This is a genomic window from Armatimonadota bacterium (assembly GCA_018268395.1).
Taxonomy (GTDB): domain Bacteria; phylum Armatimonadota; class Fimbriimonadia; order Fimbriimonadales; family Fimbriimonadaceae; genus JAEURO01.
This window is the reverse complement of sequence record JAFDWQ010000001.1, coordinates 1020441-1033225: the sequence shown is the minus strand read 5'-3', so window position 1 is coordinate 1033225 and position 12785 is coordinate 1020441. Positions and strand designations below refer to the sequence as shown.

Here is a 12785-nt window from a genome sequence, read left to right as displayed (position 1 = left end):
AGGAGTCAGGGCCGGGTGTTGAAACGCGGGATGCTAATCGGAACGGTCGTCTTGTTGGCGACCATGGCTTGGGGGCAAGCCGGATCGACCGTCAAATCGGTCACGGTGCGCGGGAACCAGAACGTCACGTCGGACGCGATCATGGCCGCCATGAAGATCAAGGTCGGGCGGCCGCTGGTCCAAAAGGACCTTCTCGACGACGAGGCGTCCGTCCGCAACATGGGCTTCTTCAAAGACGTGAAGATGCTCAGCCGGCCGGTTTCGGAAAGTGAAGCCGAGGTCATCGTCGAGGTCGCCGAGTACCCGGTCGTGCGCGAAGTCCGCGTCGTCGGGAACAGCGTGCTCAAGACCGAAGACGTGACGAAGATCGCGACGACGGCCCAAGCGACGGGACAGGTCTGGAACAACCGCAACGCCAAGGCGATCAGCGACGCCGTCGCCAAAGCCTACGAGGACAAGGGCTACATGGGCGTCCAGTTCGACAAGCTCGGACCGGACGACTCGTCGCCGGGCACGTTGCTGATCAGCATCGTCGAACCCAAGGTCCGCGAGATCAAGCTGATCGGCCTCAAGCGCACGCAGGAGAAAGTCATCCGGCGGATCATGCGCACCAAGCCTGGGAAGACGCTGAGCGCGAAAGACTGGCGGCGCGACATCGAAGAGCTCTACTATACGTACTGGTTCGAGAACGACGGGGTCAAACCCGCCATCCCCGAGCCGACCGACGTACCGGGCGAATACAACCTTGCGATCGAGTTCAAGGAAGCCCGTACGGGCCTTTTGAACGCCGGCATCGCGCTCGACCCCCAAAGCCGGCTCGTCGGGACCTTAAGCTATAGCGACTCGAACTTCCTGGGCCGCGGCCAGAGCGTGGGCATCCAACTCGCCCAAGCGACGGTGGGCGGCGGCCCTTCCGCCGAAGTCGCCTTCGGGAACCGCTTCTACGACTCCCGCGACACGTCGATGAACGTGCAGTTGTTCTCAAGGGTCGTTTACAACTTCACGGGCGCCGGCGTCGACCCGTTCGGCGGGAACGAGTCGACGGGCAAGTTCGACGAACGCCGCACGGGCGCTTCGGTGACGTTCAGCAGGCCGATGAAGGACTTCCGGGCGACCGTGGGCGTCCGCGGGCAGAACATCAAGACGCTGAACCTGAACCCTGGACCGACCGACGAGTTCATCCAGCAGGACGGCGACCTCGTGACGTTCGAACTCGGTGCGGCCTACGACACGCGCCAGCCGAGCGTCGAGCCCTATAAGGGCGAGCTCTTACAGCTCACCGTGTCCCCCGGGTATTCGAACATCACGTCGATCGGCGGGAACGTCAAGAACTACACAGACGTCCTGGGTCAGAACTTCTACGTGAAATCGAACATCGAGTACCGGAAGTTCTGGTCGAAGAGGCTGCCGTTGGACGCTCCGATCGACCAGCCTCGACCGGTCGTCGCCTTCCGGGCCAAGTACGGGATGTTGTCGGGCACGGCCCCGTTCTTCGAACAGCAGTTCGTCGGCGGCGCCGAGTCCCTGCGCGGCTATCAGAACCAGCGGTTCTGGGGCAACCAGTCGTTCTTGACCACGTTGGAGTACCGACAACCCGTTCAAAAGTCGTTCAACGTGATCGGTTTCGTGGACTATGGCGGAGCATGGGGCGGGTACGGGCAGATCAAGGACTTCGACCAGAGCAGTAAGCCGCGTCTGAGGCTCGGCTACGGCGTGGGAGTCGGGTTCCGCGTCCCGCAACTCGGCACGATCCGCATCGACTTCGCCTTCAACCAAGAGGGCCAGAACCGGACCCACTTCTCGTTCGGGTCGAGTTTCTAAGGACAAGGACAGTGAATCAGATGAATCAGAACAAGATCTCGATGGCGGGATGGCTCGTGGCCGCCGTGTTGGGCGGCGTCGTGCTCACCGGAGGGTTCCAAGGCGCTCAGGACAAGTTTGGTGTCGTAGACGTGAACAAAGCGGTCGTCGACAGCGAGATGGGTAAGAAGAACCGGGAGAAGATGGACGCCGAGTCCGTCGCTCGTCAGGGCGTCATCGACTTCATGCAGACCCACCGCGTCCTCACGATCGAGCAAGCCCAGAAGCTCAAGAACCTCAGTCTTAAGACGCCGATCAGTGCGACGGAGAAGGCCGAACTGGACAAGGTGAAGGAAGAGGTCGTCAAGGCGGCCAAAAACTTCGACACTCTGAACCAAAAACCGAACCCGACCGACGACGACCGCAACCTGCTTCAGGAATACAACAACCGGGTCCAGAACACCGGAGCACTCGTCCAGGAGTGGGGCCAGTCGTTCTACAACGAGCTTGCGACCCTGAAGGAGAACCTGATCCAAGAAGCCGTGAAGAAGGCCGACGCCTCGATCAAGGACATTTCGAAAAAAGACGGTTACACGCTCGTGTTCTCGTCGCCGGGTGCTTGCGTCTACGGGGCCAACGATCTCACCGAAGCGGTGACGAAGTCCCTGAATGCTGCGAAATAAGGCCCTGCCCGTTTGGCTCGCACTCGGCCTCTCGGCCGGGTGCGGGAAGGCGCCCGAAGCGGTCTACGTGACCGTCCCGGAGTCCGTGCCGGTCGCCAGGCCCGAGCCTCCTCCAGGTAACCCGGTCTCGGTCAGCGTCAAGGCTTCGCTTCCTGAAGTCCGTCCCCGGAACGCTTTCATCGGATCCGGCGAAGAGGAAGCCAAGCGGGCGATCCAGACGGCCAAGAAGAACCAAGAACGGGCGTTCCAGGAGGCGCTCGCCTCGCTGCGGCACACGCTCCTGGCCCAAGTGGAAGCGGAAAGCCAGGCCCGCGACAACGAACTGCGCGTCGAATATGACGCCCGGTTCACCCAGCTCTTCGCCGATCTGAGAGCGACGTTCGAGGCCCACGCGGACAAAGTCGGGCCAAAGTGGGTCCGATTGGCCACGATCGCAGGGTTCCCCGACGATGCCAAGCCGAGACGGCGAGGACGGCGAGGGTTCCTAGAGCAGCGGACAGACAAGGAGGCCGACGCACTCAGGAGCGAGATCGCGGCCCTGGACGCTCAGTACCGTAGGACGGTTTCGGAGCGGGTGGAAGGGCTCAGGCAAGAGCTTCGGCTCAAAGCCTCCGAGGGTGCGGCGGCACGGATCTACGCCCTTGACGAAGCCGAGCGACAAGCAGAAGCCGAGGCCCGAAAAGCGACGACGGAAGCCCTCAAGGGACTGGAAGCCTCCTTGATCCAAACGGTGCAACGGCTGCCCGGCGTACCGGGCGAATCCGTCGCGTTCGAGACCCGGCCGTTCTCGAGCGGTCCGCTCCCACCGGATCCGGGACCGGAATGGGCCAAGAGCGATCGGCTCAAACGACTGGCCGGGCTCTTCGCGCGGATAAAGGGGTACCGTCTCGTCGGGAAGGGGCCCGGAGTCCGGGACGCGACCAAGGAGTTTTTAGCGTGGATGGACGGCAAGGATGGACGCTAGAGGAGCTAGGACGGCTCTTAGGAGCCGAACCCAGGGGAAGCACCGGGACCCTGTTCCTTCGACCGGTCTCGGCGGGTGAGGGCGATCCGCTCGGCGTGACGTTCGCCGAATCTCCGACCTATCTCGAACGGGCTTTGGCGACCGACGTCGGTGCCATCATCGTCGAGAGGTCGGCTCCGGACTTCGACAGGCCGGCCTTGCTCTCGGATTCGCCCCGACTGGCCTTCTTTCACCTCCTGAGTCTTTGCGACCGGCCCTTGCGGGGCCGTGAGGGAGTCCATCCGACCGCGATCGTTCACGAGTCGGCTTCCGTGGCGTCCACCGCTCGGATCGGCGCCTATGCGGTCGTCGAAGAGGACGCCGTCATCGAAGACGGGGCCGACGTCCTTCCGCACAGTTTCATCGGGCCACGGTGCCGTGTCGGGAAGGGATCGAAGGTCCTTCCCTGCGCCGTCTTGGTCCAAGACGTTTCCATCGGAGAACGCTGCATCGTCCATTCCGGTGCGGTTCTTGGCACGGACGGCTTCGGGTTCGCGTCCGACGGTACGAGGCGGATCAAAGTGCCACAAGTCGGCAGGGTCGAGGTCGCCGACGACGTCGAGGTCGGGGCCAATACCACGGTCGATCGGGCGACCGCAGGGTCGACGACCCTCGCGGACGGAGTCAAGATCGACAACCTGGTCCAAATCGGGCACAACTCGCACATCGGGGAGAACTCGGTCCTGGCCGGACAGGTCGGGGTCAGCGGCAGCGTGACCATTGGGAAGAACGTGGTCGTCGGCGGGCAAGTGGCCTTCGCCGACCACGTCCGGTGCGGAGACGACATCCTCCTGGCGGGCCGTTCCGGTCTTATGGGCGACCTCGAGGGCCCTGGAGAGTTCTTCGGTGTGCCGCCTCGCCCCATCAAGGAAGCCCTCAGGTTGATGGCGACCCAGGCTAAGGTTCCCGAGCTGATGAACCGGATCCGTGCGTTGGAGCGCGAAGTGGAGCGGCTGAAGAGTGGAGGTTAGCTTCGCTCGGAAGACGGTCAGATCGTCGATCCGATTGACCGGCAAAGGGCTCCACTCGGGCGAGCCCGTCGACGTCGAATTCGTCCCTTCGGACGGCGGCATCGTATTCGAGAGCGGGGGCGTCCAAACCCGGGCGACGGTCGACGAGGTCACAGACACGACACGTTGTACGCGCCTCAGCGGCGTTTCGACCGTCGAGCATGCGATGAGCGCCTTAGCGGGCCTTGGGGTCACCGACGTGTTGGTCCGCATGACCGGAGCCGAACTGCCGGCTTTGGACGGCAGCGCGTCGGGGTACGTGGCCGCGCTGGACTCGGTCGGACTCGAAGACATCGGGACAGCGAGTCTAAGGCTGTTCGAGAGGGTCTTCTATGTCGACGGTGACGTCCGAATAGGGATCTCGGTCGGTTCCGGACACTGGCGGTTCGATTTCGAGTGCGGAGAAAGATGGCCCGGGTCGCAGTCGTTCGAGTGCCAACTGACGCCGGAGGCGTTCCGGCGAGAGATCGCAGGAGCGCGGACGTTCGCGTTCGAAGAAGAGGTCCCCCTCTTGCTGGGCGCAGGACTCGGTCAAGGGCTCGACAGTGGGTCTGCGCTCGTCATCGGCCACGGTGCCTATCAGAACCCGGCCAGATGGGACGATGAGCCTGCGCGGCATAAATTGCTCGATTTGATCGGAGATTTGTACTTGGCAGGGATGCCGCCTTTCTTTCTTAACGTCGTCGCCGTCAAAAGCGGCCATCGGACGAACGTTGAGGCCGCAAAGCGGTTGTCCGCACACTTGCGAAGTTCGCCCGACGCCGAAACTCCGTAGGCCCAATCGGGCTTTGGGCGGAACATTGTCCGGCCCACTACGATCTATTGCCAACGTGCGGCTAGAGGAACAGGAAATCGCCCGGATGAAGATCCTATCAATGGAAGGGTCGGCCGTCCATATCGATCTTTATACACATCGAGGGCATGTTTGTTGGCGTATCGACCGTCATCTCTTTTCAGGACGAGAACCCGATTTAGCGTTTATCGAAGACCTTCATGAAATGGTCGACTCTTATCGCTTAGGGAAGAGGGTTCCCTCGAGCGAGCCACTGGAAGCGGGCGCTGTCCTGTAAGGGCCTGTCCGGACGGGCCCGCCGCCCGGCCGGCGGGCAGGGTATCATCCGCGCCTCAGGAGCACACGGCTTGGTCTACGTCAGCGTCCATAACAACGAATCGATCGACTCCGCGCTGAAGCGCTTCAACCAGAAGCTTCAGCAGAGTGGACTTCTTCGCGAACTGAAGGAGCATGCCCACTACGAGAAGCCGAGCGAAAAGAAGCGCCGACAGCGCCGCCGCCGCGGTTCGCGGATCTAAGGACCGCCCCCTACCCGTCGACTCCTCGGACCCAACGCCGGTGCTCTCCGTCAGGAACACGACGGGCCGAACGGTGCGGACCAGGCCGATGGTCGCCGCACTCGAAGCGTTCGCCGTCCGTTATCACGTCTCTGGACACGTGATCGACGTTCTCGTCACAGACGATGACGGCCTCCGCCGACTCAATTCCGAATTCCGGGGCGTCGACGAGCCGACGGACGTCCTCAGTTTCGAAGGCCCTGGATGGGAAGGGGCGCCGCTCGGCGACATCGCGGTCTCTCTTGACCGCGCCCGGGCCGGTGCGCGACGGCGTCGCGTTCCCGTGTCGGCCGAACTCGCCTTTCTTGCCGTCCATGGTGCGCTCCACCTCGTCGGCTTCGACGATGCCACCGACGATGGCCGGGCCGACATGGTGCACCGGATGAACGTCGTCATGGCCGACGCCGGCTTGCCTCAAGATTCCGGATGGCACAGCCTGCCTCACGGCGACGCGGGGGGACATGGCTAGCCGCGACATCATCGGGCCGTTCCGCGTGGCTTTCGAAGGCATCGTCCACACGTTCCGGACGCAACGTCACATGAGGATCCACCTCTACGTGACGCTCATCACGGTCCTCGGGGCGATGATCTTGAACCTGCGGCTCCGAGAGATCCTCGTCCTGATGTTCATCATCACGTTCGTCCTTGTCGCGGAGATGTTCAACAGCGCGATCGAGGCGACCGTCGACCTCGTCAGCCCGAACTACCATCCGCTGGCCAAGTTCGCGAAGGACATCAGCGCAGGCGCGGTCCTGATCACCACGATCATGGCGATCATCGTCGGCTCGATGATCGCGGTCGGGGACGACCAATGGGAACGGATCCGGATCAGCCTCACCGCTGAGAACATCGGCGCGCCCTTCGCCCTGAGGCTGTGCATGGGACTCGTGATGGTCTTGATCATCGTCATCATCGGAAAGGGCCTTGGCAAGCACGGACAGGTCACGAAAGGGGGCCTTGTCAGCGGACACGCCGCGTACGGCTTCTTCCTAGCCACGTGCGTCTTCTTCCTTACGGACAACCTCGCCGTGTCCGCGATCGGGATCCTGCTCGCGGCGATGATCGCGCAAAGCCGTTGGGAAGCGAAGATCCACTCGATCTTCGAACTCACGCTCGGCGCGAGCGTCGGCGTGATCCTCGGGCTCCTCCTCTTCGGACTGACGCCGAAGTGACCGTATCCGTCAGGAACCGGGCGAAGGGAGAGGATTTGGCGTTTAACGACCGAAAGTGTACAATGGACGATAGCCCATGAGCTGTGGAGCGTCCGGCACAGTCGCCGGACCCCTGGTCAAGAGCCATGTCAGAGATCGGAAACGAGACCGAAAAGGTTCAAGCCACCCCGGATTGCCGGAGGCGGGGCGGCGCATGAACGGCATGGTGTCCATGGACGATTTCGCCCAAGTATGAGCGACCCCCCCGAACGTCGTCGGCGCACAGCGCCGACAAGGCTTCACGCCGGCACCGCCGCATCGGGCGTCATCGGACTGACACTGTTCGTCGTCCCCTTGACGGTTCTCGCCCAAGGACTTCTGTCCCAGGCCACGGTCACGGGCTGGAACAGCGTCGAACTTGCAGCCGCCGCCTTGGCCGTCATCGCACTGAACGGCGTGTTCGCCGCGGCCGAGACCGCGATCGAGCTTCTTCGGAGCTCGCATCTCAAGCTCGTCGCGACCGAAGACAAAAACTCACGGATCCTGACCGAAGCCTTGGCGCGCAAGCCTCTGCTGGTCGCAGCCTGCTTCCTCGGTTCGCAGACCATGCGGGCCTGGCTGATCCTGATCACGTTCCCGATGGCCCTGGCGGCAGGGCCCTCCGTGACCGCCGTGACGGGAGCGGCGCCGGGTTGGCCGTCGGCCCTGCTCGCCGGATTCCTGATCGGCATCCCCGTCGTCGCCCTCAACGTGGTCTTCGGCGAGCTCATACCTCGTTCGTACGCGGTCGCCGACCCGGTCCGGACGGTGTGCCGGACCTTTGGGTTCGTCCGGTTCTTTACGACCCTGTTCCGGCCCGCCGCCCAAGTCTCCCTTGCCGTGGGAGGGCTGTTGACTCGCCGGTTCGGGGCCAAAGCGAGCTTTTCAATCGGCAATCAGGCTGAGGAAGAGATCAAAGAGAGGCTCGAGCAGGCCGTCGAAACGCAGGAGATCGAAGAGGAGGAGAAGGAAATGCTTCACTCGGTCTTCGAGTTCGGCGACACGGTGGCCCGCGAGATCATGACCCCTCGCGTCGATATGGACGCCGTTCCCGTGGAGTCGACGCTCCAGGAAGTCGCAAAGATCGTCGAAGAGACCGGCCACTCCCGCATCCCGGTCTTCGAAGGGAGCGACGACCAGATCGTCGGCATCGTCCACGCCAAGGACGTCCTGTCTTCCATGACCCGGGGCGAAGGCGACCGCCGTCTCCGGGACACGATGCGCACGGCCCTGTTCGTCCCCGAGAACAAGAACCTCCACGACCTTTTGCAGGAGATGCGCCAGAACCGGACCCAAATGGTGATCGTCCAGGACGAGTTCGGCGGAACGGCGGGCGTCGTGACGATCGAAGACATCGTGGAAGAGGTCGTCGGCGAGATCGTCGATGAATACGACCAAGAAGAGACGCAGGTCGTCCGGGACGAAAAGGGGTTCACCATCGGCGGAAAGATGAACATCCACGACGTGAACGGGCTGATCGGTACGGACTTCGACAGCGAGGAGTTCGATACGCTCGGCGGGTTCGTCTTCGGTCTGTTCGGCCGGCAGCCTTCACAAGGCGAGTGCGTCGAAGCCGACGGGTACCGGTTCACCGTGACCGAGACCGACGGTAGGAGGATCCTTTCCATCGGCCTCGAACGGCTTCCGGACGAAAGCGTTCCGGAGAGCCTCCTCCGGACTTCGGAAGCCTAACCGCCGGTCGGTGCGACCGAGTACAGTCTCGAACCTAGGCGTGAACCTTGAGTACCTACCGCATCGTCTTCCTCGGTGACATCGTCGGCCGTCCCGGCCGTGAAGCGGTGTCCCGCCGTCTCCCGGACCTGATGAACGAGTACGACCCGCTCTTCGTCATCGTGAACGGGGAGAACAGCGCGTCCGGAGTCGGCATCACGCCGGACATCGCCGAAGAACTCTACAAAGCCGGCGTCGACGCGGTCACCCTGGGAAACCACGCGTTCAACAAGCGGGAGATCATGGGCTACCTCGATCAAGGGAAGCCCATCGTCCGCCCCGGGAACATGCCCGCCGGAGTGCCGGGTCAAGGGCTCTGCTACATCGAGCGCGAAGGTGTCCGAATGGCCGTGGTGAACCTGTGCGGCCGGGTTTTCCTGGACGGATACGGTGATCCGTTCGAATGGATCGATGCGGCGCTCGAGCCCGTCGATACGCCCCACGTCTTCGTCGACTTCCATGCCGAAGCCACGAGCGAGAAGATCGCGTTCGCGTACCACCTTGACGGCAGGGTCACCGCGGTCGTCGGCACCCACACGCACGTGACGACGGCCGACGAACGCGTCCTTCCTGGAGGAACGGCGGCCATCACAGATGTCGGGATGTGCGGACCCCATCCGAGCGTCCTTGGGATGGACAAGGACGTCATCCTGCACCGATTCCGAACTCAGTTGCCCACGCGCTTTGAAGTCGCAGACCAGCCTGGAGTAATCTGTGGGGTGGTCATAGACGTCAATAGAGTGACGGGCCGCGCGACGGCGATCCGCCGTATCAAGAAACCATAGGAACCACGATGAAAACGACGCTTCTCGCCCTGACGGCCCTTTTCGCGGCGACCGCCCATGCGCAGACGCTCTACACGCCGACCCGATCGGCGAAAGACCAGGGCATGTCCTTTAAGTCGTGGGGCAGCGGGACGATCGCGGAGACCGACGAAGCCGCTTTCGAAGGCACCACCAGCATCCGGGTCTCTTCGCGAAACTTCTTCCAAGGGGGCATCGTCACGTTCGCAACGCCCGTCGACCTCGGCGCCGCCTATGCCGACAAGAACAATCTGTTGCAGTTCGTCCTCAGGATCCCGGCCTCCGCGACCGGTAGCGCCCCCGCCGCGGGCGGTGGGGCCGCCGGAGGAGGCAAAGGCCCGGGACGCGGCAGCGGACTGGCCGGCGGCGAATCTGGCGGCGGGTCTCAGAACGAGGGCGCCGGAGCCTCGGCACCGGTCGGGCTCGAGAACATTAGATTGGTGCTCACGACGTCGGACGGTCTCAAGTCCGAGGCCTTTCTCGAAGTCAAAGGACGCGGCGCCGACGAGCGAGGCTGGACGAAAGCGGGCATCCCGCTCCATGCGATCCGAGGGTTCGACCGGACGAACAAGTCCGTCACGTCCATCGCCTTAGCGGGCGACGCGACCGCGACGTTCTATATCGGGGAAGTCGGGGTCCTCAACGATGCCACGCCCGTCTTCGGCGAAATCACCCAAGGAGACTTGAACCTGGCCCTCGGCGACGTCGTCAACTTTATCGCGAACGGCTACGCCGGCTCCAGCCCGCTCAAGTTCGAGTGGGACTTCGACGCGGCCGACGGCCTCCAGGTCGACGCGACGAACCAGGTCGTCAAGCGACGGTTCAGCAAACCGGGGACGTACGTCGTCACTCTCACGGTCACGGACGTCTACGGACTCAAAGCTCCGCACACGTCGAAGATCAACGTCGTCGTCAATCCCTAAGCCGCACAGCCACGGCCTTGTGCGATACTTCGCGAGAACGCCAAGGCCGAGGCACTCTCTTGGACAACGACGCCGAACCGCCGCTGAAACCGTCAGGCTCCCGAACAATGCTGAGAAGGGTCGTGACAGGCGTCTTGGGTGGCGCGCTGGCCCTTTGGGCGTTGCTGACGACCCACTCTCTGCCGATCGTCGTCTGTTCGTCGCTCGTCTTCCTGATCGGCTTCATGGAACTGGTGAAGATCGCCGGACTCGAAGACAGGCCCTGGCCGACGGCGACGATCGGCGTCCTGTGCTTGGTCGTCCCCTTGACCGTCGCCCGCGTCACGCCGCCGGGATCCTGGCAGTTCTGGGCCATCGTGTGGGCGGCCTACCTCGCAGGATGCTTCGGCGTCATCGAGGGGTTCCGCCGGAAGTACGCGACCCCGATGTCGTCCGGATGGCTGGCGGCACCGCTAGCGACGATCGTCGTGACGCACCAACAGACCCCACTCGGCACGGGCACGTTCGTCCCGAACGCGACTTTGATGCTCCTGTTACCGATATGGGCGGGCGACACGTTCGCCCTTGTCGTAGGGAAGGCGATCGGTCGGCACAAGCTCGCCCCGACGATCTCGCCGGGCAAAACCTGGGAGGGGGCGATGGCCAATCTCGCCGCCTGCGTCGTCACGTCGCTGATCGTGGGCGTTTCCCTGAAAATCCCGATCGTAGCCTCCGCCCTTGCAGGCGTGACGTCTGGAGTCCTTGGCCAGGTCGGCGACCTCGCCCAAAGCTATCTCAAGCGGGTCACGGGGCTCAAGGACAGCGGAGGCGTCCTCCCCGGCCACGGCGGCATTTTGGACCGCCTCGACTCTCTCCTCCTTTCCGCCGTTCCGTGCTCGACCGTCCTTTGCGCCCTGTCCCCCGGACTCTACCACTCGCCCCTTTGGCCGTGAGACGGTAACCTGTCCCTATGTCCGTCATCGAGGTGAGCGGCCTCACAAAAGTCTACGCCACCCCGAAGAAGGAACCTGGCGTCTGGGGGTCCGTCAAGTCCCTCTTCAGCCGGGAAAAGAACCTGGTCGAAGCCGTCAAGGGCATTTCGTTCACGGTCGACGAAGGCGAGATCGTGGGGTTCCTCGGGCCGAACGGAGCCGGCAAGACGACGACCTTGAAGATGCTCTCGGGCATCCTTTACCCCTCTGGCGGAGAAGCGCGCGTCCTCGGCTATCGGCCTTTCGACCGGAAGCCGGAAATGCTCCGACAGATTTCGCTGGTCATGGGCAACCGTCAGCAACTCTGGTGGGACCTGCCGGCTTGGGACAGCTTCGTCGTCTTGCGGGAGCTCTACGACGTCCCCAAGGACAAGTTCGACGAGCGGATCGAGCACCTGCTCGACGCCCTTCAGCTCAAAGACGTCGTCCGGACGCAGGTCCGTAAACTCAGCCTCGGCGAGCGGATGAAGTGCGAACTCGTCGCCGCGCTGCTCCACGCACCTAAGGTCGTGTTCCTCGACGAACCGACGATCGGGCTGGACGTCGTCAGCCAGAAACGCATCCGGGACTTCTTGCAAGACTTCAACAAGCGCGAGAAGTGCACGATCCTCCTCACGAGCCACTACATGCAGGACGTCCAGGAATTGTGCAAGCGTGTCGTCGTCATCGATCACGGCACGCTCGTGTTCGACGGGACGCTCGAAGCCCTGACGGCGCGCTATTCGGGAACAAGGAGGCTCCGACTGACGTTCGACGGCGCCGTCCCGGACCTGGCCGTGTTCGGTGACGTGGTGGAGTCTGCCGACTCGACGGTCGTGCTGGCCGTCGCCCGCGAGAAGACAGCAGCGGTGACCGGGGCGATCCTACAGGCCCACCCGGTCAACGACATCGCCGTCGAAGACGTTTCCGCAGAGGAGGTCATCCGCGACCTCTTCGGCACCCGCTCTTGACCGGCCAGTGTTTCACGTGTTACATTACGGTGAAACACCATGTTGAGCGATTTTGACGCAGGCTTGTTCGTCGGGGTCATGATCGGAGAGGGTCATTTTGGGGGCGACGGCCGGAAGCCCCACGTCACCCTCCGGATGCACGTCGACCACGAACACCTGTTCCGTTGGTTGGTCGACAGGTTCCCCGGATCCAGGCTCTACGGCCCGTACCACCATGGCGGGCGCCACTACTATCAATGGATGGCCCGGGACCGGTGCCTCAAAGACCAGGTCGTGCCTGTTCTGAACAAACGCCTGACCGCTGCGCTCGATGCCAAAGCTTACGAACGGTTCGCTGAGATGAAGCGCCGCTACAACCTGTAGCCCGGCCT

At 63.2% G+C, this 12785-nt stretch carries 14 protein-coding genes; all 14 read left to right on the top strand.

Annotated features, from left to right (window positions below; all coding sequences use genetic code 11):
- Positions 1-30: 30 nt before the first annotated feature.
- The 14 genes from JST30_04755 to JST30_04690 all read left to right on the top strand — a co-directional run bounded on the left by JST30_04755 (position 31) and on the right by JST30_04690 (position 12777).
- A complete protein-coding gene (locus JST30_04755; protein MBS1713628.1) occupies positions 31-1821 on the top strand; it encodes a BamA/TamA family outer membrane protein in 1791 nt (596 codons plus the stop codon).
- A gap of 20 nt (positions 1822-1841) precedes the next feature.
- The gene (locus tag JST30_04750; GenBank protein MBS1713627.1) at positions 1842-2483 is read left to right on the top strand and encodes an OmpH family outer membrane protein; all 642 of its coding nucleotides are present in this window, start codon (positions 1842-1844) and stop codon (positions 2481-2483) included.
- Positions 2470-3447, top strand: a complete 978-nt coding sequence (locus tag JST30_04745; GenBank protein ID MBS1713626.1) for a hypothetical protein — start codon at positions 2470-2472, stop codon at positions 3445-3447. The genes JST30_04750 and JST30_04745 overlap by 14 nt, the downstream gene beginning before the upstream one ends.
- Entirely contained in the window at positions 3420-4457 is a 1038-nt protein-coding gene (gene lpxD / locus JST30_04740; GenBank protein ID MBS1713625.1) for a UDP-3-O-(3-hydroxymyristoyl)glucosamine N-acyltransferase, read from the top strand. Before JST30_04745 ends, lpxD begins: the two co-directional genes overlap by 28 nt.
- On the top strand, positions 4447-5271 hold the full coding sequence (locus tag JST30_04735) for a UDP-3-O-acyl-N-acetylglucosamine deacetylase (protein ID MBS1713624.1): 825 nt from the start codon (positions 4447-4449) through the stop codon (positions 5269-5271). The genes lpxD and JST30_04735 overlap by 11 nt, the downstream gene beginning before the upstream one ends.
- A 365-nt stretch (positions 5272-5636) precedes the next feature.
- On the top strand, positions 5637-5807 hold the full coding sequence (rpsU, locus tag JST30_04730) for a 30S ribosomal protein S21 (protein MBS1713623.1): 171 nt from the start codon (positions 5637-5639) through the stop codon (positions 5805-5807).
- Positions 5808-5847: 40 nt separating this feature from the next.
- Complete coding sequence (gene ybeY / locus JST30_04725) at positions 5848-6315, top strand: rRNA maturation RNase YbeY (protein ID MBS1713622.1); 468 nt, start codon at positions 5848-5850, stop codon at positions 6313-6315.
- Positions 6308-7018 (top strand): diacylglycerol kinase, encoded by a 711-nt coding sequence (locus tag JST30_04720; GenBank protein ID MBS1713621.1) that lies wholly within the window; start codon positions 6308-6310, stop codon positions 7016-7018. The genes ybeY and JST30_04720 overlap by 8 nt, the downstream gene beginning before the upstream one ends.
- Before the next feature lie 231 nt (positions 7019-7249).
- Positions 7250-8728: an HlyC/CorC family transporter gene (locus JST30_04715; protein ID MBS1713620.1), complete on the top strand. Its 1479-nt coding sequence runs from the start codon at positions 7250-7252 to the stop codon at positions 8726-8728.
- A 47-nt stretch (positions 8729-8775) separates the two neighbouring features.
- Positions 8776-9552 (top strand): TIGR00282 family metallophosphoesterase, encoded by a 777-nt coding sequence (locus tag JST30_04710; protein ID MBS1713619.1) that lies wholly within the window; start codon positions 8776-8778, stop codon positions 9550-9552.
- 8 nt (positions 9553-9560) lie between these two features.
- Positions 9561-10493: a PKD domain-containing protein gene (locus JST30_04705; protein MBS1713618.1), complete on the top strand. Its 933-nt coding sequence runs from the start codon at positions 9561-9563 to the stop codon at positions 10491-10493.
- Positions 10494-10600: 107 nt separating this feature from the next.
- Positions 10601-11425 carry a phosphatidate cytidylyltransferase gene (locus tag JST30_04700; GenBank protein ID MBS1713617.1) on the top strand — a complete coding sequence of 275 codons (825 nt, stop codon included), beginning with the start codon at positions 10601-10603 and terminating at the stop codon, positions 11423-11425.
- A gap of 17 nt (positions 11426-11442) precedes the next feature.
- Entirely contained in the window at positions 11443-12414 is a 972-nt protein-coding gene (locus JST30_04695) for an ATP-binding cassette domain-containing protein (protein MBS1713616.1), read from the top strand.
- A 39-nt stretch (positions 12415-12453) separates the two neighbouring features.
- Positions 12454-12777, top strand: a complete 324-nt coding sequence (locus JST30_04690; protein MBS1713615.1) for a hypothetical protein — start codon at positions 12454-12456, stop codon at positions 12775-12777.
- The last annotated feature ends 8 nt before the right edge of the window (positions 12778-12785 follow it).